Below are 23,077 nucleotides of genomic sequence, written 5' to 3'. Positions count from 1 at the left end.
CTTTTTTAGCAGTTCACGCAGAATCTCGATTTCGAGTTCTTTTTCGCCAAGCACCTTCATTGCTTTTTCGTACTTTTCTTCCACTTCCTGCAGCCTCTTCAGCTCTTGCAGTTGATGGTCAGCTGGAGGGAGCTTGTGAATATCCACTTGATCCCGATATGTCCGGATCCAAGTACGAACTGTCTCCGGATGCAGGTTATACTTTCGGGCAAGGACCCCCACCTTGATACCGGATAATGCTTCTCGAACTACATCCAGTCGTACTTCTTCGTATAGCTTGTTCGATCGTCTCATATTGTCCATCCCCTTATACAAATACAGTAATATATTGTGGGGCAAGACTCCAGTTCAATTAGGGGGCCGTAGAGCTTTTGCAGGATTTTGTTTGAACCCTCTGGTTCAACTTCGAGGAAGCTTCGACAGTCATTTTCAAATGAAAATGATGGAGGGACTTGAGCGATGAAAAAATGGCTTTGCCTATTGCTGGTCATCCCGATGCTCGCACTGGCGGCATGTACGGAAGAAAGCGGCAATCCGGAATCGGAAGTCGGGCAGCAGCAACAGCAGCAGCAGGAAACCGCAGAGTCGCCGGACAACGAGCTGTACATTTTTACGGCCTGGCCCGCCTTTTATGTCGATGAAGCGATTTTCGAGAAGCAGGTCGGTCAATTCATTAAGAAGAAATTTCCGGATATTACGCTGAAGCACGTCGCCTGGAACGACGGCTCCCGCTACGAAGACTTGATCGCGAAAGGCACGATCCCCGACATTATCTTCGACGACGTCGGCCGCAATACGTACCGGCAGGTGCGGAGATTCAAGCTGGAATACGATATGACCAAGCTCATCAAGAAGTACAATTTCGACACGAGCAAATTGAACCCGGCCGATATGCAGTACTCCATCAACACTTCCGACGGCAAGCTGTACTCGCTTCCTTTCAATACGAACGATTACGTGCTCGTGTACAACAAAGATCTGTTCGACAAGTTCGGCGTGGACTATCCGAAGGACGGCATGACATGGGACGAGGCGTACGAATTGGCCAAGCGGCTGACCCGGCAGGAAGGGGACATGACTTACAAAGGGTTTCAGATGAATCCGGCGCATTATATGCGGTTCAACCAGCTGGCCGAGCCGGCGCTCGATCCGAACGAGGACAAAGCTTCGATGGTATCGGACAACTGGCTCAAAATCGTCGACAACATCCGGAGATTTTATGAGATACCCGGCAACCAGCTGGTCAAAACGCACCAGTTCGCCCAAGGCAATGTCGCGATGATCATCGACAGCTTGGAAAACGCGATGGAGGTTATCGCCCAGAATCCGGACATCAATTTCGACGTCTCAGCGGTTCCCGTATTCCCGGAGGCGCCGAAATCGAAATTCCAGCCGAGCACGAACGGCATGTTCATTACGAACCAGTCCGACAACAAGGATTTGGCTTTCCAGGTTATCGCGTATCTGCTGTCGCCGGAAGTGCAGACCGAGTTGTCCAGGCAGGGCGTCGTGCCGGTGCTGAATGATCCGGAAGTGAGAGCGGCGTACGGACAAGGCATTCCGGAATGGCAAGGGAAGCATGTCCAGTCGATCTTCTATCTGGATGGCGCCAAGCCGCCCGCTCGCAAGCCGAACTTGACCTATGTATACGCCAATACGGATCTCGTATGGAACTCGATTTCGCAGGAGTCGAAGGACAGCCAGACGGCCCTTCGCATCGCCAACGAAGCGATGGACAAAGCGATCCAGGAGACGAAAGCGATCGAATCGGAGGGAGGCATCAGTCCGCACCAGTAAGCGATTACACCTATAAGGACGATTCGGACAGCCTATAAAAAAACCGAACGTGCTTTATACAATGATGGTACACGGACCACAAAGGAGTGATGCGGGCGATCCTTATGAGAAAACCGGTTCCGCCGCGGATGCGGAAGCCGAAAGTTGTAAGCGCTTATCTCAAAACCGACACAGTATTCAAGGAGAGTGTGCGGATGAGGCAAAGGAGTTACAGGGGAAGTGCAAGAATGAGACGGCGGTGCGCGTGGCTTTCCGCCCTGCTGCTGGCTTTCACGGCGGCTTATCCCGTTTCGGCCGGCAGCGCGAGCGCTCAAGGAATCGCAGGGGCGGAAGGGAAAGCGGAAACGGCTGCGGACCGAGCGGCCGATCAGCCGAACGAGGAAGCGGACGGTCAATCGAACGGGGAGCAGCCGAACGACGACGCGGACGATCAGGAGAGCGGCGACCAGCAGAACGGCGACGCCGACAACGAAGGAGGCGCCAACGATCAGGCGAACGGCGAGAACGGTCAGGCGAACGAAGACCGGCCAGAAAGTGAAGAGGGCGGCAAATCGGCCGACGACTTCCAGGATCTGCGCCAGCTTCCAGACGACGTCAAGGCCAAATTGAGCGAGCTGATCGCGGCCGGCGTCTTCCAGGGCGTGTCCGTCGACAAGTTCGGACCGGAACGCCATGTGGACCGCGCGCAGCTGGCGAAAGTCGCCGCGCTCGTCTTCGGGCTGTCGGTCGACAAATCGCTGACGAAATCCAGCTTTGCCGATGTGCCGCAGGGTTACGCGCTGCCGTACGTCGAAGCGATCAAGGCGGCGGGCCTTACCAAAGGGTACGGCGGCGACGCGAACCGGTACAACCCGTCGGGCCTCGTGACCCGTCAGGAGCTGGCGGTCTTCCTCGTCCGCGGCCTCGGCCTGGAAGAGGATGCGGGGAAGGCGGAGCCGCCCGAAGACGCGACGGTGTCCGCCTGGGCCGGGGGTTATGTCGCCGTCGCGCTGGAGAAAGGGCTGCTGTCGCTCAAGAACGACGGCTCGTTCCGGGGGAATGAGCCGGCGACGCGGTACGAGCTGGCGCTCGCCGCATACGATGCGCGCGCCATTCATCAAGGCGGCTCCGCCTCCGGCAAAGCGTCGATCGTCGAAGCGAAGGTGATCGGCGCCAAAAAAATCGGCGTCGTCCTGAACCGGGAAGTCGACACCGATAAAGCGAAGCTGACCGTCGAGCTGGACGGCAAAGAAGTGTCGGGCAAGGCGAAGTGGGCCGACGACAAAAAGTCGGCGACGATCGAGCTGGACGGCAAGCTGGTCAAAGGCACCTACAAGGTGCTGTTGTCAGGACTCGAGGAAGGGGAGACCGGCCAGGCGGAAGCGGAATTCGTGGCCGAAGACGAGCGGCTGGCGACGCTGAAATTTACGACGCCTTCGGATATCGTGTCCCGCGGGAACGTAACGGTCACATTCGAAGCGTCCAACCAGTACGGCGAGACGTCCGGCTGGACGTCGGGCAGCTTCCGGATTGTCACGAGCGGAGCGGACGTCAGTGCGGTTCCGCTGCCGGGCAAGCAGGCGTTTCGGCTCGACACGAGCCGGCTGGCCGCGGGCTCGACATTCTCGGTCGCGTTGTACCAGCAGCCGATGACGGCATCGACCGCACCGCTCGGCAAAGTGTTTACGGTCGGCGACGCGGCGTTCGTGTTCAGGGTGGAAGCGGGCGAGCTGAATTTTTTCGGCGACGAAACCGCGCTGAATCCCGGCTCCCGCGCTTACCTGACGTTCTCGGCCTACGATCAGTACGGCTTTCGCGTGACCGATCCGAAGCAGCTTGACGGACAATGGGGCCTCACCACGATCTTTTCGGATCCGTCCGTCCTTGCCGAGAAGCCGTCGATGGCCAAATTTTTCGATTACGACAACGACGGGTATCCGGACTTGTCGATCGAAATCTCGCCCAATGTGCGGGCCACCCGCGAGGTCAATCTGATGCTGATGCCCCGGCTGTACGGCCAGCCCGCGAACGTCGCGCTGCCGATCGGCGTACCGAAGCTGCCGGCGTCGGTCGAATTCGATTTCGACGAGACGCTGACGGTCGGGGACGAGGACGAATTTATCCCGATTATCGTCAAGGATGCGGGCGGCAACGAATTGTCGCCGGACGACATCATTAAGGCCGAGACGGCCGGACTTCTGCAGGTGCTCGCTTCGAGCCATCTCACGGTGGCTTCGAATCCGCCGACGCGGACCGATTTCGGCGCGGCTTCGCCGATAACCCGCCAGACGGCGATTCAGGCGACCGGCTCCGATCGGGGCAAAATCCGGATCGCCAGCGTGAACGAGGCCGGCCAGGCGGCGGTTACCGTCCTGCTGCCGCAGAGCGGCCACAACGCCGCGCTGCAGCTTGTGATCGAAGACGCGAAAATGAAGTTTCCGGTTTCGGTCGAGCTTGACGGCGACGCCGATTCCCTGCTCTTCCCGGGCACGGAGCGGCAGGTGAAGTTCAAAATTCTCGATCAGTACGGCAGCCAGTTCAACGCATCGACGCCAGGTTACAAAGTGATGTACGAGCTGAAGAGAGTCGGCGGCGATCCGGGGGCGATGACGACGAAAGGAGCCGCTGCCTTAAGCGACGCCAATCCGATCGTCCTGCAGGAAATCGCGAACGCCTCCGGCAAGGGCGTCACCTTCGTCGCCGATACGCAGAAGAAGGGATCGTACCGGCTGAACGTCTCGCTTGTGCAGGTCGATGCCAATGGCGCGGTCGCGGGGATATTGGCGACGGCTACAGCGATGGCCGAAGTGTTCTCCGGCCAGCAGTCGCTCACGTACGAGATGGACGTCGACGACACGCTGTTCGCTGCCGGACGGTTCTACTTCGAGCAAGGTAAGACCGGCAGCGCATCCAACGCCGATTATTTGTTCGCGAACAAAGACGTCTTCGCCCGGGAGATCGAGATCAGCGCCAAGGACGGCCAGGGCCGCAAGGTTGTTCTTCCGTCCGGCATCGTCCGGATGATCGCCGTGTCGCATCCGGACCTGATCGGAACCGACGGCACGGAACGCATCGTCGGCCTGAGTCCCGGCAAGACGACCGTCACCGTCATCTTCGACGGGCCCGAAGGCGCACGGATGCTGAGCCAGGAAGTGGAGGTCAAATACGAGCGTCCGGTTGCCCAGCAGGTCAAAGTCGACAAGTCCGCCAACGTCGTGGAAGCCGCCAAACTGAACGGCATGATGCCGTGGGACGGCAAGCTGATGGGCAAAATCTCGATGAAGGACCAGTTCGGCAACAGCTTCGAAAACGACAAGCTTCTTCAGTACAACGAGCTGTTCGGCGTGGCGTTCATGATCGGCGAAATCCGCCACAAACCGAATGTGCCGGTCGAGAAGCGGGACCTGCTGTATATTGACGCTAACCGGATCGTCTACCAGCCCGCAAGCGGCGACGCAAGCAGCTTCAGCATAACCGACTTTGTGCTGACCGCGATAATGCCCGACGGCAAAACGTATTCGACATTTGTTTCCGTTGAATAGCGAATAATCCGTATTCGCCCGCCCTTGCCCGCAGTAGGCAAGGGCGTTTGCATCCTGTACGTCGACAGGAAAAAGCAGGATTCACCCATAGTTCGAGCAGAAATCACCAATGATTGAGCAATCCGGTAAGCTATACTGGTATTGTCACAATCGTATACTTGTTTGTCGAACGTTATAGGGGGAATTAATCATGTGTGCCAGCCGCACGGTCGATAGCCTAGGATCAGCCAGAAAATCGCTTCGCACGATGCCCGGCGCATTGCTTCTCGGTTCGACCGGCGCACGGTTGTGGGCGGATTACGTGGAGCCGAGACCCGGGTTCGCGGGAAGGTTCGACTTCATTCACAAGGTCAACATTCCGCTGCTGTACGCCGTATCGGCATCCGGAACTGAACGCCTCGAACCTTGCCGATCCGAGTGGTATCCGAGCCATCTTCGGATGGAATACGAGGGGACGCGGTTTGCGTTCCGCGAACAGAAATTCATCACCTGGGACGATTGCGCCGTCTCGTTCCAGACCTGGACCAACCGGAGCGCAGAAGAGCTGACGCTCCGGCTTGCGACGTATCCCGGCGTCTTCGCGCCCGCGGAAGGCGGCTGCCTTGACGGCACGTTCGCGGTTCCGCACCTCAGCTTCGACATCGACACCGCGATCGCCGCAAGCGACCAGCGGCTGTTCGTGGAGCTGCGGCTTGGACCGGGGGAGACGGCGTCGTTCATCATCGCGGCCGCGCTCGGCATCCGCGGCCAGGATGAGCCGAATGAGCTGCGGCGGAGGGCCGCGGCGTGGACGGAGGGCAAGGAACCGCACGGTCGGAAGGTGGCCGCCCATATCGCGGCCTACGAACAATGGTTCGACCGGACGCCCGCGTTCCGCAGCAGCGATGCGCTGCTCGACAAAACGTGGGACTACCGCTGGTTTTTGCTGCGCCACAATCTGGCCGATCCCCGGTACGGCAACTTGCAGCATCCGCTGTTCTACGAAGGGCGGTCGCACAAGAAGAGCAAAGCTCCGTTCGGCAAGGGGGGCTGGGAGTTTTGCAAGCTGATCAACCTGTCCGTCCCGCTGCATCTGGTGGACGCCAGATGGTATCACGATCCCGCGTTCTGCGAAGGCTCGCTGCGCAACATGCAGGAGCATCCGAACGAGGACGGCATGTTCTGCTGCCTGACGGTGGACACCGTCATGCACTCGTTCGCCAACTTCTCGTGCTGGGCCGCCTACCAGCTCTATCTCGTGCATCGGAACCAGGAGGCGATGCTCGCGCTATTGCCGTCGCTCAAGGCGCAAATCGGCGCCTGGAAGCGGACGTACGGGAACGACCGGGACGAATTGATGATCGAGTACCGCCATACCCGGACCGGCAAGGAATATCAGCCGAGCTACTGGTATTTTCACGGATACCCGAAAAATCCGAAGGATCCGGCGACGTATACGCATTTGAAACGGGTGGACCGCACCGTCTACCACTACCTGAACGCACTCGGAGTGGCGAGGCTGTGCGAGGCGCTCGGCGATGACGAAGCGGACGGCTACCGCGCACTGGCGGAGCGCATCCGGGACGATGTGCTGGCCAAAATGTGGGACGAAGAAAGCGCCTTCTTTTACGATCTGCACCATGAAACCGACGAAAAAGCGCTGGTGAAGAATATCGTCGGCTTCTACCCGGCATGGGCGCAAATCGTCGACAGCCGCCACGACGCGCTGATAGGGCATCTGTTCGAGCCGACCGAGTTCGATACCGGCTGCCCGTTCCCGTCCGTCTCCGCCGACTGTCCCGCCTACAGCAAGGACGGCGGCTGGATGGGGCATTTCATCAAAGGGCGCAACGGCTGCGTGTGGGACGGTCCGACATGGCCGTACACCAACGCGATCGCGCTCGACGCCCTGGCCAAGGAAAGCAAGCGCGCAGGACACCGGTACGACCGCCGGTTCGCGCACTATTTGCGAGAATATTCGTTTCTTCACTTCTTCAACCGGGATCTGCGGCAGCCGGGATTGGTCGAACATTACAACAGTGCGACCGGCGAACCGCTCAGCGACGAGCAGGAATACAACCATTCGTTCTATATCGATCTGCTGATCGCCCACGTCGCCGGACTGAACGTGGAGCCGGACCGCATCGTGCTTGATCCCCTCGATGTCGGACTCGATTATTTTTGCCTCGAGCGGGTTAGAGCGGTCGGCATGGAGCTTCGCATCACGTTCCGCCGACCGGGCTGCGTGGCCGACGTTCCGGATGCGGCGGATATCGAGGAAGGATACCGTTTGTTCGCAGACGGCCGGCTGGTGTTCTCGAGCGACCGGTTGTGCAGATTTGAATGGCCGCTGCAGGAGATGCGATCGCGAGCATAAGGGGTGGGTACGTTTGAACGAAAGAGTGACGGTGTTGAAAGGCGAGCGTTTCTTCGATAGCATCGATATTTACGTCAACCGGGAGCAGGAGTCGTTTTCCCTTTGTCTCCACACCCATGACTTTGTCGAAATCAGTATGGTCGGGGAAGGATGCGGTTTTCACTACATCGAAGACCAGGTGGTGCCGGTCAAGCAGGGCGATCTGTTCCTGATTCCGATCGGTACGTCCCACGTCTTCCGGCCGTCCTCCCCGGAGCGCGACAAAGTGCTCGTCATTTACAACTGCATATTTCGGGAAACGGCGCTAATTCCGTGGAAACATTATTTTACCGGAGATTCGGAAACGATGCGCCTGATCCATTATCCGCAGGAGCAGAAAGGAAGATGGCTGCAGTTTCACGACAAGCACAACACGCTCCTGAACATGTTCCACAACATGCACAGCGAGTATCTGAAACGGAACGTGGGATACGAAATTATACTGACCACCTCTCTCATTCAAATGCTGCTTATCCTCCAGCGCTCGGAGAAGGAGAAGGAATATACCCCCGCTCCGAGCAACAAGCTTGACGACGTCCTTCATTACATCAAGAATCATTACTCCCAAAATATAACTGCTCAGAGCGTTGCCGACCATTTTTACATGAGCGTCAGCCATTTTCAGCGCCTGTTCAAGAAGGCGACCGGCTTGACGTTCATCCAGTATTTGCAAAACATTCGCATCCAAAAATGCTGCGAGCTGCTGGAATCGACCGATATCTCCATTCACGAGATCGCCAATCTGGTCGGCTACTTGGACATGAAGTTTTTTCACGCGCTGTTTCGCAAAAAAACAGGGGTCACGCCGAGGCAGTACCGGCAAAACTATCAGGAGCTGTAGTCCGGCAGTCGCCCGTTCCCGTCTTGGCGCGTTTCGCCTATACATAGGGCAAAAACCGCCTACAATCCGAGCAGGGGCGCCAATATATAATGAAATCGATCTATCGGATTGAAAACGTTTTCAGCAAAATAATGACGAGGTTACGCCGCAAGGCGGGCCGGTATGCAGGAGGTGCCGATAGTGGGCAGCATAGTGTTGAAACACGTTGACAAGCGTTACGGCAAAGACAAGCTATACGCCGTAAAAGATTTCACTCTGGAAATTTCGGACGGCGAATTTCTTGTCATGGTCGGACCTTCCGGATGCGGGAAATCGACAACGCTGCGCATGATCGCGGGTCTGGAGCATATATCGGACGGCGAAATTTACATCGGGGAGCGGCTCGTGAACCATCTGCCGTCGAAAGATCGCGATATCGCGATGGTGTTTCAAAACTACGCGCTGTATCCGAACCTGAACGTGTACGAGAATATCGCATTCGGTCTCAGGATGCGCAAAATGCCGAAGCACGAAATCGACCAGGCGGTCAAACGGGCGGCGCGCACGCTGGAAATCGAGAACTTCCTCGAGCGGAAGCCGAAGCAGCTCTCCGGCGGACAGCGGCAGCGCGTCGCGCTCGGCCGGGCGATCGTCCGCAACCCGCAAGTGTTTCTCATGGACGAGCCGCTCTCCAATCTCGACGCCAAGCTGCGGGTGCAGATGCGGACCGAAATCATCAAGCTGCACAAGCAGCTGGGCGTGACGACGGTCTACGTGACGCACGACCAGGTCGAGGCGATGACGATGGGAGACCGCATCGTCGTCATGAAGGACGGCGTCATCCAGCAGGTCGACACGCCGAGGAACGTATACGGCAACCCGAAGAACATGTTCGTGGCCGGGTTTATGGGAGCGCCGCCGATCAATTTCATCGAAGGCAAGCTGCTGGAATGTTCCGACGGGCTTCTCGAATTCCACACGCGCAAGGCCGCGCTGAAAATTCCGGAGCGGCAGTCGCGGAAGCTGCTAGAGAAGCGGAAGGCGAACCGGACCGTCACGATGGGCATTCGCTGCGAGCACGTCCATATGGACCCGGCGATGCGCGAAGCGCATCCGCACGCCCAGATTTCCGGCATTCACAAGATCAGCGAATATATGGGCGCGGACCTGTATTTGTATGCCGATATCGGCGCGTCGAACCTGTTCATCGCGCGCGCAGATCTGGAAGGGTCGGTCAAGGAGGACGAGAAGGTGGTCTTCACGCTGGATATGCGGAAAGCGCTCTTTTTCGATTCGGATTCGGGCGAAAATCTGGTGCAATAACGTTTTTGCTTGGGAGGGATGCAGATTGAAGACGCGGCTAAGCTGGCGCGCGCGAATCGTAATCGGACTTGTGCTGCTTGCGCCCGGCATGATTGTACAAGGCTGCGGCAGTCCGGCCGTCCCATCCGGGCCGGCGCCCGAATGGACGAACGCTGACGGAGCCGCCGGAGGCGCGGGAGAACGTAAGCCGTCCGGCGAGGAGCCGTATTATTTCGAACGGCTGGCCGAATGGACCGCCGGCGGGAAACGCGCGGACCACGACGCGGACGTGACGGTGTACGGAGCGGATTATACGGGCAAGTCGGACGGCGCGAACGTATCGGTCGCCTCCTACGAAGGCAAGGACCGGGTGCTGGTATGGGAAGCCGTCACCGACGAATGGGTCGAATTCGAGGTGAACGTCGAGCGCGAAGGCCTGTACGCCATCGACGTATCTTACCATCCGTTCGTCGGCGAGAAATACCGCAAGCCGATGACACTCGGCTTGACGATCGACGGCAAGAGCCCGTATCTGGAATCCCGGTCGGTGCAACTGTATCGCAGGTGGCAGGACCGGATGCCGCCGAAGAAGGACGAGGCCGGCAACGAGATTCGTCCTCCCGCGGCGGATGTCAGCAACTGGACGACCGCATCGCTCCGGGATTCCGGCGGCGCTTACGAGCGGCCGCTGCTGTGGCATCTGACGGCCGGCAAGCACAAGCTGCGCCTCGCCGGGAGCGATCCGCTCGCGATCGACTCGATCAGGCTGCACGGACAGGCCGAGATTCCGGACTACGAGACGGTCAGAAGCGGCTATGCGGAAGACGCTCCCCTCACGGGCGATCCGATCGTGATCGAGGCCGAACGCGCCGCATGGAAGAGCGATTCATCGATCGCGCTCGCAAGCGACAACAACGTCGCCACCACGCCTTACGAGCGGGGCAAGATCATCTACAATGTCGTCAACGGAGACCGCTGGTCGACCGGCAATCAGGAGATCGCCTGGACCTTCGACGTTCCGGAGGACGGCCTGTACAAGATTGCGATGCGCGTTCAGCAGTCGTATTCGTCGAACCGTTCGACGTTCCGGGCGATTTCGATCAATGGCGAAATCCCGTTCTCCGAACTTACGGCGTACCGGTTTCCGTACGCCGCCGGCTGGCAGGGGGTTACGCTGCAGGACGTGAACGGCACACCGTTCGAGTTCTACCTGAAAAAAGGGACGAACACGCTGTCGATGAGGGTCACGGGGGCGCCTTTGAAGCCGATCGTCGCCGATCTGGAGAACATTATCGTCGATTTGAAGGATATGGCGCTGGAGATTCAGGCGCTCACCGGCGGAGCGGTCGACCCGAACCGGACGTGGAACGTGCGGCGCGACATGCCGGAGCTCGTCGAAAAGCTGCAAAGCCTGCACGATCGGCTCGCGGGCGTGCGGGAGCGCCTCACGACCGTCAACGGCCGGTCGGACGCCGTCACGCAAGGGATGGCGACGGTCGAGAAGGATATAAGCGATCTGCTCGCGAACGTCAACCAGATTCCGTACGAGGGCGCGAAGCTGACCTCGATGCAGGGCAAGCTGGCCGATTATATGCAGCAGCTCAGCGAGCAGCCACTGCAGCTCGACAGCATCTATATCGTGCCGTCGGGCGAGAGAGTGCCGAGAATGAAAGCGAATTTCTTCGAGGAGGTGCGCGGCAGCATCAGCGACTTCCTGCACACTTTCCGCTCCGAATCCGCACCGCAGGGCGACGGGGACGACGGCGAGGCGCTGAATGTCTGGGTGCAGCGGGGCCGGGATTACATCAACCTGATGCAGCAACTGGCGGACGAGATGTTTACCCCGGAGACCGGGATCAAGGTGAAGATCAATCTGCTGCCCGAATCCGACCTGCTCGTGTTGATGAACGCCGCCGGCAACGCGCCGGACGTCGCGCTCGGCCTGTCGGAAGGGCTGCCGTTCGAATATGCGGTGCGCAACGGCTTGTACGATTTGACCCAATTTTCCGATTTTGACGACATGTTCGAGCGGTTCGCACCCGGGACCTGGCTCCCGTTCTATTACGACGGCGGGTATTACGGCGTTCCGGAAACACAAACGTTCGAAATGCTCTATTACCGCAAAGACATTTTGGAACGGCTCAATCTGGAAGTGCCCGACACCTGGGAAGACGTATATAAGATGCTGCCCACGCTCCAGCAGAACAATCTGAATTTGCCGCCCGTTCCGAACACGCCCTTCTTCTACCAGAACGGCGCCGAATTTCTCACGCCGGACGGACTGAAGACGGGACTGTCGACGCCGGAAGGATTCGAGGGCTTTAAGGAATGGACGGATCTGTACAACGTTCACGGGGCGGACCGGCAGGTCGCGAGCTTCTTCCAGGCGTTCCGCAGCGGGATCGTGCCGCTCGGCGTAGCCGACATCTCGACGTATATTCAGCTGACGGTCGCCGCGCCGGAGCTGAACGGCCTCTGGGGCATCGCGCCCGTACCGGGGATGAAGCAGGAGGACGGCACCGTGGCCCGCTGGATGAGCGGCGGCATTCAGAGCGGCGTCATCTTCAAAGGAACGGTTCGTCCGGAGGACAGTTGGACGTTTCTGAAATGGTGGACGTCGGCCGAGACGCAGGAGCGGTTCGGCAACGACATCGAAATGCTGAACGGGGTGGAATTCCGCTGGAATACGTCCAATATCGAGGCGTTCGTGACGCTGCCGTGGAAGCCGGAGGATCTCGACGCCATATTGGAACAGTGGCGGTGGTTCAAGGAAATTCCGAACGTACCGGGCTCGTATTTCCTGAGCCGCGAGCTTCAGAACGCCTGGAACCGGACGGTGGTGAACGGCATCAATTTCCGCAGCTCGCTCGAGACGGCCAACAAGGACATCGAACGGGAAATGGCGCGGAAACTGCAGGAGTTCGGCATCGTCGACCGGAACGGCAAAGCCGTCCGCTCCCTGAATTTGCCGCAGATAACGGAACCGTGGAAAGGAGTGGAACCCTATGCTCAGGGCCGAAGCGCGACTGAATAACGCCGGGACGCCGGCCTTTGCCACGAACCGTAAGACGAAGTCGTTCCTGGCCACGGTTTGGTCCTATCGCGTATCGTACTTGTTCATCGCGCCGTTCATGATCTGCTTTTTCGTCTTTATCATGATTCCGGTCATCGCGGCTTTCGCGCTCAGCTTCACGTACTTCAACTCGCTGGAGCCGCCGCGGTTCGTCGGTTGGGACAATTTCCGGTACATGATCGCCCAGGATTTGCTGTTTATCAAGTATGCGCTGCCGAACACGTTCAAATTTTCCGTCATCGTCGGGCCGGGCGGCTATATCGCCGCCTTCCTGCTCGCCTGGCTCATCTCGATTTTGCCGGGCCGCTCGCGGAAGTGGTTCGCGCTCGCGATGTACTCCCCGTCCCTGATGGGGGGAATTGCCATGACGATCGTCTGGCAGCCGCTCCTGACGGGGGACCGGATCGGGTACTTGAACAGCTTCCTTCTGAAGCTCGGTCTGATCAGCGAGCCGATCCTGTTCGTGACGAGCAAGGAGCATCTGATGACGTCGATGATCGTCGTCACCCTCTGGTCCAGCATGGGCATCGGCTTTCTGGCGATGTTGGCCGGCATTCTCAACGTCAATTCCGAGTTGTACGAAGCCGGCAAGCTGGACGGCATCCGCAGCCGGCTGGAGGAGATCTGGTACATCACGATTCCGTCAATGAAGCCGCAAATGCTGTTCGGCGCCGTGATGGCCATCGTGGGGACGTTCAAGGCGGGAGGAATCGGCACCCAACTGTCCGGCATGAATCCGACGCCGGAATATTCCGGCCATCTGATCGTCAGCCATATTAACGACTACGGATTCGTCCGGATGGAGCTCGGCTACGCCACGGCGCTGTCCATCTTCCTCCTGCTGCTGATGTATGTCGCAAACAAATTTTGCTGGCGCCTGTTCGGCACGAAGGAGGGGGAATGATGAAACCGGCATTTGCGGTTCGGTCCCTTTGGCCGTGGAAACGGAAGTCGAAGCTGTTCCGCCTTAGCCCTACCGAGCGGATAGCGGCCTTTCTTCTCGTCCTGCTCAGCGTGTTCATGCTGCTGCCGCTTGTCTATATTTTCAATAACGCGCTCAAGCCGTATCAGGAGCTGTTCATCTACCCGCCGACGCTGTGGGTGCGCAATCCGTCGTTTCAAAACTTCGTCGAGTTATGGGCGATAACGAAAAACACGGCGGTGCCGATGTCGCGGTACATCTTCAACAGCGTGTTCGTCGCCGTCCTGACGGTCATCATGGTCACGGTCGTCAGCTCCATGTGCGCTTATCCGATTTCGAAGCACCGGTTCCCCGGTCACAAGATCGTCTTCGGCACCATTTTGCTCACGCTGCTGTTCGCGCCGGAGACGGTCGCCATTCCACGGTATCTGGTCATCAGCAATCTGGGCATTATGAACACTTACTTCGGCCACGTGCTGCCCATGGTCGCGGTGCCGGTCGGCGTCTTCCTAATGAAGCAGTTCATCGACCAGATTCCGAACGAGCTGATCGATTCGGCCAAGATCGACGGGGCGAGGGAGTTCTCCATCTTTCTGAAAATCATCATCCCGATCTGCATGCCGGCCGTGGCGACGATCAGCATTATCGCTTTTCAGGACGCCTGGGGGAATACGGAGACCTCGACTCTCTATATGCAGGTCGAGACGATGAAAAACTTCCCGTTCTTCATCTCGACGCTGACTTCGAACATGGCGAACAATGTGGCGAGGCAGGGAGCGGCCGCGGCGGCCGCGCTCATCATGTTTTTGCCCAATCTGATCATTTTCCTCGTCTTCCAGAGCAAGGTGATCGCAACGATGGCTCATTCGGGCATCAAGTGAGGAGAAGCAAACGGAGGTCTTACGCATGATCAAAGAACGCGGCAGGCGATCACTGCTGACGGCGCTGCTGGCCCTGCTCATCCTGCTGCCGCCGGCGCAGGCCTACGCCGAGGTCAAGTACAACACCTATACGAAGAACAGCAGCGGGAGCCTCGTGTGGCTTCAGCCGGCTTTCATACCGGTCGACGTCATCGGCGAAGATTTGTACGCTCCCGACCCGGCGAACCTTTCATCGCGAATCGTCTCGTCCATGCAGCATCCGAAGGATCTGTTCATCGACGCGAGCGACCATATCTACATCGCGGATACGGGCAACAACCGCATCATCCATCTCGACGCGGGCGGGAAGCTGGTCCGGTATTTGACCGTCCCCGACAATCCGCTGAACAAGCCCGAAGGGGTGTTCGTCACCGACGAAGGCGAAATCTTCGTCGCGGATACGGGCAACCGCCGAATCGTCAAGCTGGACAAGGATGGGAACGTCCTGGACACGTTCGAGAAACCATCCTCGCCGTACATCTCCAGTACATTCGTTTTTACGCCGGTCAAGCTGATCGTGGACAAACGGGGCTATCTGTACGTCGCCTCGCAGGGTAGCTACGAAGGGCTGCTGGTGCTGGAGCCGGACGGCAATCTGCAGGGCTACTTCGGCACGAACTCGACCGTGCTGTCGGCGATGGACGCCTTGAAAAAATGGCTCTATACCGAAGAGATGTACGCCAGGGAAGTGCAGAAGCGTCCGGAGACGATCAACAGTCTGGCGACGGACGAGGGCGGCTTCATCTATACGGTGACCGGCGGCTCGGCAACGGAAAACCAGTTGAAAAAATTGAATTCGCGCGGCGACAACATGCTGCGGAGCTCACAAGGATCGTTTGGGGAATTTCGCGATATCGACGCCGCAAGACTCCCGAAGACCGCCGTCAAGACGCCGCAGCTGATCGACGTCGCCGCCGACAGCGACGGCAACATCGTGGTCGTCGACCAGCAGTACAAATATATCAGCCATTACGATAGCAACGGCAATTTGCTCTATTTCTGGGGCGGGCCGTCTTCGACGGGCACGTCGCAGGTCGGGCTCATGAAGAGCCCGGTCGCCCTCGATTTCAACTCCCGGAACGAGCTGTACATTCTGGACGATCAGGAGAACGTCATCCAAAAATTCAGGCTGTCGGAGTTCGGCCGGAAGGTGGCCGAGGCCAACAAGCTGACGCTGCAGGGCTTCTACGAGGAGAGCGAGAAGCTGTGGCGGGAAGTGCTCCGGCTGAACGCCGAATTCGCGCCGGCGATCGAAGGTCTGGCCCAGGCCGCGTACAAGAAGGAGCAGTACGACGAAGCGCGGCAGCTGTTCGAGGCGGCCGGCAATCAGGCAGGCTACTCGGAAGCGTTCTGGGAAATCCGGCTGCAGTGGTTCCAGGCCAATTTCTCGTGGATCGCGACGCTCGTTCTCGTCGTCTTCGTCCTCGTCGTCCTGTCGGACAAATGGCCAACGGCGAAAAAGCTTCGCGCCAAGTGGCGAAATCGGAAACGGTCGCAGCACCCGGTCATTTTGCATTTCAGGCACGCGTTCTACATTTTGCGGCATCCGGTCGACGGCTTTACCGCCATCCGTTATGAAGGCAAAGGGACGTATTGGAGCGCTGCGGCCATCATTATCGGTGTATACGTGGCGCTGCTCATCCGCGAGTTCGCGACGAGCTTTTCGTTCCAGCTCAAAGGGTACGTCAACATTTATACGGTGTTCACCCAATTTTTCGTCGTATGGATTACATGGGTGATCGCCAACTATCTCGTCAGCTCGATCTACCGGGGCGAAGGCCGGTTCCGGGACGTCTTCATCGGGAGCGCCTATGCGCTGTTTCCCTGTATTCTGGTCGGGATCCCGCTGGCGCTGCTGTCGAACGTCATGACCCAGTCGGAGATGTCCATCTACAATTTCGCATCCGACGGCATGTTCGTGTGGATCGCCCTTCTCATATTCTGGAACACGCAGTGGATCCACAACTACAGCGTGGGCGAAACGCTGATCAACATCGCGCTGACGCTCGTCACGATGGTCGTCATCGGCATTCTGGTCTTCATCATCATGGGATTGACCAGCGATTTGCTGTCGTTCCTGTACGAAATCTATCGGGAGGTGACGTTGCGGTGAGGAAAATTCCGGCGCTGTCCTGGAAGCGGTATATGTCCATCATCGCGATCGCCCTGGCCGCGGCCATCCTGCTGCTGGCGGCATCCCGCGTGCGGATCGAATGGAGCGCGTTCCCGGGTGCCTCCGCCGTGCCGGGCGAGGGCGCCGAACCGTTGCAGGAGAAGTCGACCGAGCTGCCCGATCCGGGCCGGTTCGAACAGGTCGCGGAGACGGACGCGCTGCGCCTGAAGCTCGACCGCGGCACCGGCCATTTCATCGTGGAAGACAAGCGGAACGGCAACGTCTACCATTCGTTTCCGGACCCGCAGTATTGGGCGGAGGAGAAGGTGTCGGATACGTGGAAGCAGCACCTGGCCTCTCCGTTCATGCTGCAGTACGCGGATTTTTCGGAACCGATCATCAATCCGAAGGAGCTCAGCTACTCGCCGCTCACCGACCGGATCGTCGGTCTCGAGCTCATCCCGGGCGGCTACCGGCTGACCTATGTGATGCCGAGCGCCGGCTTCTCCGTTCCGATCGAGGTCACGATCAAAGACGATTACGTGGAGACGACGATCCGCCGGGAAGGGGTCGAGGAGGATCGGCTCAGCCTCATCTGGATACGGCTGTTCCCGTTCTTCGGGGGCACCTATACCGACGGCAAGGACGGCTATCTGTTTGTGCCGGACGGGCCGGGCGCGCTGATCAGCTTCAAGAACAACACGCTCAACGTGAACAAAATCTATGACGAGAGCGTGTACGGCGCGGATATGGTGTACCGGGGGCTCAGCAACAACCGCAACTCCGTCAACATGCCGGTGTTCGGCATGAAATCCGGGGACAAGGGCTTCCTCGCCGTCCTGCACGAAGGGGAGGAATATGCCCACATCATCGCCTCTCCCGCCGGCGTATTCAGCAACTACAACTGGATCGCCGCCCAGATGAAATACCGTTCCAGCTTCCTGCAGTTCGCCAGGCGCAACGACCCGGTCGAATACGGCTTCGTCGACTTCAACCGGGACGAACTGTTCGGCGGCGACCGCAAACTCCGGTATTACCTACTGGACAAAGGGGAGACGGACTATGTCGGGATGGCGCAGCGGTACCGCCAGTATTTAATGGAAGAGCAAGGAATCGCGAAGCTCGAACCCGGGGACGGCACATTGCCGCTGCATTTGACCGTCATCGGCGGCGATCAGGAGAAGGGGACATTCTCGAGCCGGTATATCAAGGGGACGACGACCGCGGAGGCGGAATCGATGGTCCGGACGCTGCACGAGAGCGGGATCGGCAAAATGTCCGTCACCTATACGGGATGGCAGGAAGGCGGCTACAGCCAGTTCGGGCGAGGGCTGCCGGTCGAGTCCAAACTCGGCGGCAACGACGGCATGAAGCGTTTTATCGAATATGCCCACAGCATCGGGGTTCCGGTCTATCTGGATACCGAATACGCGCTGAACAATACCGGAGCCGGCGGCTTCGACAAGGAATTCGCCGGCGTGACGAATCTGGCCGGGCAGACGATCGACGTCCGCATGCCGTACAATCCCGACAGCGTGCCGGCTGTAAGCGACAAATTCGTCCTTCAGGCCGTCCAGGCGGACCTGGACGAATACCGGTCGCTCGGCGCGGACGGCCTCGTCGTCAACCGGACCGGCCGCGATCTGTTCAGCGACTACAATACGAAATACGGCTCTACCCGGATCGAAGCGAGAGACGTGCAGGAGGAAATCATGAAATCGATCAAGGACGGGCTGGGCGGCGTCCAGGGCGTCGGATCGAACTTCTACGCTTTGCCATACGTCGATCATATCCACGATATGGTGTCCGACTATTCGTACGATCTGTTCTCCGACGAAGCGGTTCCGTTCGCCCAGATCGCGGTGCACGGCCTCGTCACCTACTCGTTCGATTACGCGAACAACCGGGACGAGCATACGAACGGCTTTTTGCGGGAAATCGAGTACGGCGCGGTGCCGTCGTTCATCTTCACGCAGGCGGAAACGAAAAATTTTCTGAACGCGTACGGTATCCGCTACTACAGCACCCGATTCGAGGATTGGGCAACGTACGCCGCGGACGAGTACAAACGGTTCAACGAGGCGCTCGGGGACGTGCAGTATCTGTTCATTACCGGCCACCGGACGCTTGCTCCGAACGTGAAGGAGACGACGTACGAGAACGGCAAGCGCATCGTCGTCAATTACAACACGGAGCCCTACCGGGAGGGCGGACTGGAAGTCCCGGCGCAAAGTTTTATCGTGCTTGAAGGGGGGGCGGCAGGTCGATGAACCGAAAAGCGAGACTGAAAGCTTCCATGATGGAATACGTCGAGGGGACGATCTTTATCGCCCCCTGGCTGATTGGCTTTCTGGCGTTTATGGCCTTTCCCCTCGGATTTTCGCTGTACATGAGCTTTCGCCAGGTAAACGTCGTGGCGACGGGGATGACGAGCCGGTATGCGGGGCTGAAGCACTACAAGGCGATTTTGCTGGAAGACGGCAGCCTGCTGTACAACGATTTGATCCCGTTTCTTCAGAAGACGCTGTTCATGGTTCCGGTCATCGTCATCTTCGCGCTCCTGATTGCGATTCTGCTCAACCAGAAGTTCGCCGGTCGCTCGCTGTTTCGGGCCATTTTCTTCCTCCCCGTCATTCTGTCGACCGGTCAGGTCGTCAGCGAGCTGCTGACGCAGGGCGAAGGGGAGCTCGGCTTCATGTCCCGGTACAACGTGTCGGGCTTCATCGGCGATAATCTGCCTTCGGCCTGGGCGACGCCGCTCATTTGGATTTTAAGCTCGTTCGTGCTCATTTTGTGGTATTCCGGGGTGCAGATTCTGATCTTCCTCGGCGGCAGGCAGACGATATCCAATTCGGCTTACGAGGCGGCCCGGATCGACGGCGCGGGCCCGTGGGCGACGTTCTGGAAAATTACGCTTCCGGCTATGACGCCGTTCATCTTTTTGAACATGATTTACACGATCGTCGACTTGTTCACGTTCCCGACCAACCCGATCATTATGCAGGTCCGCAACAGCGAATACGGGCAGTACAGCGCGCTGATCTGGATCTACTTCGTCATCATCAGCTTCTTCATCGCGATCATCTTCCTGCTCTTCCGCCGGACGATGAAATCGCATGAGAAGGCGGCGTGACGGAACTTATGCGATGCGAGGAGTGAGACCTATTGGACAGAATACTCGTAAAAATCGGTCTTCGGACGAAAGGGGCGGACCATTCCGCCCTTCTGCTCCGGCTCAGCAAGCTCCGCTATGCGATCGTCGGCAGGGAAGCGGACAAAGGGCTTGTCTACAAGCTGTTCCTGTACCTGATTCTGATCGATGCGGCTTACATCTACCTGAAGCCCGTCCTGCACATGGTGACGACGATGGTCAAGAACGGGGCGGATCTGCTCGACCCTTCGGTCAACTGGATTCCGCGCGTCCTCTATCTTGGCAACCTGCAGGAGGCGTGGCGATGGCTGGAATATCCGAAGGCGTTCGGGATCAGCCTGCTGCTGTCGTGCACGGTGGCGCTGTTTCAGACGTTTTCGTGCGCGGTGGCCGGCTATGCGTTCGCCCGGCTGAAGGTGCCGTTCAAGCCGGTGCTGTTCTTCTTTCTGCTCATCGCCTTTATCGTGCCGCTGCAGCTGACGATTCTGCCCAATCTGATCTTTGCCCGCGTCGTGGGCGTGCTGGACACGGTCATTCCGATCATCGTACCGGCGCTGTTCGGACTGGGGCTCAAGGGAGCGTTGTTCGTCATCATTTACCGCCAGTTCTTCTCGACGCAGCCGAAGGAGCTGGAGGAAGCGGCGCGCATCGACGGCGCGAGCGTGTACCGGGTGTTCTACCGCGTCATGATGCCGCTCGCGAAGCCGGCCATCCTGGTCGTGTTTCTGTTCTCGTTCGTCTGGACGTGGAACGACTTCTATCTGCCGAGCATGTACCTGACCAACGCGGAGACGCCGCCGCTGTCGCTCGGCATCTCGCGCATCGCGTCGATGCTCCGCGAGCAGGCCGAGATCAGCGGGCCGTCCATCTTTACCGAGCCGATCAGCATGGCGACCACCTTCCTGATGATTCTGCCGCCGATCGTCCTCTACGCCTTCGCCCAGCGCTGGTTCGTCGAAGGGGTCGAGCGGACCGGCATCGTCGAATAGCAAGAGGCAAAAGCGCTTTGGCCACCGGGCCAAGGCGCTTTTTCGCGCTTGCGGGAGCGCCAGCGCCGGTGCGCGAGGCTCTGCGGGAAGCGCCCGCGCACCCGGGAAAAAGACGAGGGTCGGCCCCAATAAAGTATCCTGCTTCCGTTACAGTCGGAGAACGTCCGATTTTGACCAAATAGCGGCGCTGAGTTCCGCAAGAAGACCGTATCGCGATCCCGCATGACCGGCATCTCGTATCCTTATCATAACGGCGCAATGAGGAAAATCGCCTATAAATTTGAAGTAAACCGCCTACATCTGTAAAGCGCTTTCGATTTAGAGTTAGAAGAAACGAAGGGGATGGAGGGAGGTTGACAACGGGCGAGCAATCGGGCAAAGCCCCGATCGTGACGGCCGAAGGCGTCACGAAAACGTTCGGGCGTGGAGGGAGCGCCATGCAGGTGCTCAAGGGGGCCAGCTTGTCGGTCCAGCCGCAGCCGCTCGTAGCGATCAAAGGCAGATCGGGCTCCGGCAAAACGACGCTGCTCAACCTGCTCGGCGCGCTGGATCGGCCGACCGAAGGAACGGTCCGGTTCCTGCAGACGGATATCGGCGGGCTGTCCGACGGCAAGCGCACCCGGCTGCGGCGCACCGGCATCGGGCTCATTTTTCAGTCGTTCGCGCTGGTGCCGACCATGTCGGCATACGAGAACGTGGAGTTTGCGCTACGCATCGCGAGGGTGCCCCTTGCCGGACGGCGCGGGATGGCCGAGCATGCGCTGGAGCTGGTCGGTTTGAAGGACCGCATGAAGCACCGTCCGCTGGAAATGTCCGGCGGCGAACAGCAGCGGGTGGCGATTGCCCGAGCGATCGCGCACAAGCCGTCGCTGATCCTTTCGGATGAGCCGACGGCCGAGCTGGACAGCCGGACGGGACTGCAGATCATGAAGGTGTTCATCGATCTGGTCAGGCGCGAGGGGATGACGATCGTCCTCACGACGCACGACGCCGCCGTCATGGAGCTTGCGGATCACGTACATGTACTGGAGGATGGTCGTATTGTCGAGGAAAGGTAGCGCAACCCGCGCCGCAATCGGCGGAGCGGTCTTCGTTCTGTGCCTGTCGGCCTGTTCGCTGCTTCCGGTGGAGGAGCCGCCTCTGCAGCCGCCGCTGGCGAAGCCGGTCAAGCAGAATATCGCGACCGCCGAAACGAAGCGGGGCGATATTGTCAAACGACTGACGGGCGTGGCGACATTCGTATCGGACAAAATGGATTATCTGTTCTTCAAGGAGTCCGGCGGCCGCTTGTCCCAGATCAACGTCCAGCTGGGCGACCGGGTGAAGGCGGGCGACCTGCTGCTTTCGACCGAGTCGGACGAGCTGGAAGCGAATGTGAGACTGCAGGAAATCGCCGTGGAGAAGATCCGCATCGATCTGGCTCGGGCAAAATCCGAAGCGGGTGCGGACGATCCGTCCGTCAAGCTGCTCGAACTGGACCTGCAAGCCGCCAACATCCGCCTGGAGCTGCTGAAGAAGCAGCTCGAGAACGCCAGACTGTCGTCCCGCGTCAGCGGCATTGTCACCTATATCGAGCCTATGGAGCTCGGACAGCAGGTTCAGGCGTATCAGAAGCTGGTCACGATATCCGATCCGAACGAAAAGAAGCTCGTATACGAAGCGTCGGACCGCAGTCAGTTGGCCGGCGTGCAGATCAATATGGACGTTGACGTCAAGATCGGCGAGAAGCAGTACCGGGGCAAAGTAGTGCAGGTTCCGTCCACGGCGCCTGCGACCGGCAACGAAGCGATCGATACCCGCAACGCCAAGTCCGTCATTATCGACGTGGCCGGGCTGCCGGCCGACATCAATATCGGCGATCAGGCTGACATTACGATCGTGACAGCAAAGCGGGAAGGCGTGCTGATCATCCCGAGAGCCGGCCTGCGCACTTATATGGACAGGGACTATGTGCAGGTGTTGGAAGGGGAAAGCCGCAAGGAGATCGATGTGGAGAAAGGCATTGTGACCGATACGGAGGTGGAAATCCGCAAAGGATTGGACGAAGGACAAAAGGTAATATTAGGGGGCTGAA

The 23,077-nt window shown here is 58.8% G+C and carries 15 protein-coding genes; 14 read left to right on the top strand and 1 reads right to left on the bottom strand.

Annotated elements, in window-relative coordinates; all coding sequences use genetic code 11:
* Positions 1-294, bottom strand: a 294-nt coding sequence (locus ABEV74_RS20270; protein ID WP_430148987.1) for a helix-turn-helix domain-containing protein, incomplete at its 3' end; no start/stop codon positions are given.
* Between the two features lie 165 nt (positions 295-459).
* Between ABEV74_RS20270 and ABEV74_RS20265 the strand changes: the two genes are divergently transcribed.
* From ABEV74_RS20265 to ABEV74_RS20200, 14 genes are all read left to right on the top strand, one after another.
* The gene (locus tag ABEV74_RS20265; RefSeq protein WP_430148984.1) at positions 460-1,797 is read left to right on the top strand and encodes an ABC transporter substrate-binding protein; all 1,338 of its coding nucleotides are present in this window, start codon (positions 460-462) and stop codon (positions 1,795-1,797) included.
* Between the two features lie 227 nt (positions 1,798-2,024).
* On the top strand, positions 2,025-5,318 hold the full coding sequence (locus ABEV74_RS20260) for an S-layer homology domain-containing protein (RefSeq protein WP_430148982.1): 3,294 nt from the start codon (positions 2,025-2,027) through the stop codon (positions 5,316-5,318).
* A gap of 190 nt (positions 5,319-5,508) precedes the next feature.
* Positions 5,509-7,674, top strand: a complete 2,166-nt coding sequence (locus tag ABEV74_RS20255; protein WP_430148979.1) for an MGH1-like glycoside hydrolase domain-containing protein — start codon at positions 5,509-5,511, stop codon at positions 7,672-7,674.
* A 13-nt stretch (positions 7,675-7,687) separates the two neighbouring features.
* Complete coding sequence (locus ABEV74_RS20250; protein ID WP_430148977.1) at positions 7,688-8,554, top strand: helix-turn-helix domain-containing protein; 867 nt, start codon at positions 7,688-7,690, stop codon at positions 8,552-8,554.
* Positions 8,555-8,734: 180 nt separating this feature from the next.
* Positions 8,735-9,856, top strand: a complete 1,122-nt coding sequence (locus ABEV74_RS20245; protein WP_430148974.1) for an ABC transporter ATP-binding protein — start codon at positions 8,735-8,737, stop codon at positions 9,854-9,856.
* A gap of 25 nt (positions 9,857-9,881) precedes the next feature.
* Positions 9,882-12,869, top strand: a complete 2,988-nt coding sequence (locus ABEV74_RS20240) for an extracellular solute-binding protein (RefSeq protein WP_430148972.1) — start codon at positions 9,882-9,884, stop codon at positions 12,867-12,869.
* Positions 12,841-13,812, top strand: coding sequence for a carbohydrate ABC transporter permease (locus tag ABEV74_RS20235; protein WP_430148969.1), 972 nt, complete (start codon positions 12,841-12,843; stop codon positions 13,810-13,812). Before ABEV74_RS20240 ends, ABEV74_RS20235 begins: the two co-directional genes overlap by 29 nt.
* Positions 13,812-14,711: a carbohydrate ABC transporter permease gene (locus ABEV74_RS20230; protein ID WP_430149005.1), complete on the top strand. Its 900-nt coding sequence runs from the start codon at positions 13,812-13,814 to the stop codon at positions 14,709-14,711. Before ABEV74_RS20235 ends, ABEV74_RS20230 begins: the two co-directional genes overlap by 1 nt.
* Positions 14,712-14,736: 25 nt before the next feature.
* Positions 14,737-16,863 carry a YIP1 family protein gene (locus ABEV74_RS20225; RefSeq protein WP_430148967.1) on the top strand — a complete coding sequence of 709 codons (2,127 nt, stop codon included), beginning with the start codon at positions 14,737-14,739 and terminating at the stop codon, positions 16,861-16,863.
* On the top strand, positions 16,860-19,133 hold the full coding sequence (locus ABEV74_RS20220) for a DUF5696 domain-containing protein (RefSeq protein WP_430148964.1): 2,274 nt from the start codon (positions 16,860-16,862) through the stop codon (positions 19,131-19,133). The genes ABEV74_RS20225 and ABEV74_RS20220 overlap by 4 nt, the downstream gene beginning before the upstream one ends.
* A complete protein-coding gene (locus ABEV74_RS20215) occupies positions 19,130-19,996 on the top strand; it encodes a carbohydrate ABC transporter permease (RefSeq protein WP_430148962.1) in 867 nt (288 codons plus the stop codon). The genes ABEV74_RS20220 and ABEV74_RS20215 overlap by 4 nt, the downstream gene beginning before the upstream one ends.
* 92 nt (positions 19,997-20,088) lie before the next feature.
* Positions 20,089-21,003 carry a carbohydrate ABC transporter permease gene (locus ABEV74_RS20210; RefSeq protein WP_430149003.1) on the top strand — a complete coding sequence of 305 codons (915 nt, stop codon included), beginning with the start codon at positions 20,089-20,091 and terminating at the stop codon, positions 21,001-21,003.
* A 353-nt stretch (positions 21,004-21,356) separates the two neighbouring features.
* Positions 21,357-22,061, top strand: coding sequence for an ABC transporter ATP-binding protein (locus tag ABEV74_RS20205; RefSeq protein ID WP_430148960.1), 705 nt, complete (start codon positions 21,357-21,359; stop codon positions 22,059-22,061).
* Positions 22,045-23,076 (top strand): efflux RND transporter periplasmic adaptor subunit, encoded by a 1,032-nt coding sequence (locus ABEV74_RS20200; RefSeq protein WP_430148958.1) that lies wholly within the window; start codon positions 22,045-22,047, stop codon positions 23,074-23,076. The genes ABEV74_RS20205 and ABEV74_RS20200 overlap by 17 nt, the downstream gene beginning before the upstream one ends.
* Position 23,077: the final 1 nt, after the last annotated feature.

Origin of the sequence: Paenibacillus cisolokensis (assembly GCF_050481165.1) — a bacterium.
GTDB lineage: Bacteria > Bacillota > Bacilli > Paenibacillales > Paenibacillaceae > Paenibacillus_AH > Paenibacillus_AH cisolokensis.
This window is presented reverse-complemented; position numbering and strand designations above follow the sequence as displayed.

Bases quoted from the DNA above. Each gene is read 5' to 3' on its own strand.
- ABEV74_RS20255 (WP_430148979.1), top strand. From the start codon at position 5,509: ATGTGTGCCAGCCGCACGGTCGATAGCCTAGGATCAGCCAGAAAATCG.
- ABEV74_RS20225 (WP_430148967.1), top strand. From the start codon at position 14,737: ATGATCAAAGAACGCGGCAGGCGATCACTGCTGACGGCGCTGCTGGCC.
- ABEV74_RS20265 (WP_430148984.1), top strand. From the start codon at position 460: ATGAAAAAATGGCTTTGCCTATTGCTGGTCATCCCGATGCTCGCACTG.
- ABEV74_RS20215 (WP_430148962.1), top strand. From the start codon at position 19,130: ATGAACCGAAAAGCGAGACTGAAAGCTTCCATGATGGAATACGTCGAG.
- ABEV74_RS20230 (WP_430149005.1), top strand. From the start codon at position 13,812: ATGAAACCGGCATTTGCGGTTCGGTCCCTTTGGCCGTGGAAACGGAAG.
- ABEV74_RS20260 (WP_430148982.1), top strand. From the start codon at position 2,025: ATGAGACGGCGGTGCGCGTGGCTTTCCGCCCTGCTGCTGGCTTTCACG.
- ABEV74_RS20235 (WP_430148969.1), top strand. From the start codon at position 12,841: ATGCTCAGGGCCGAAGCGCGACTGAATAACGCCGGGACGCCGGCCTTT.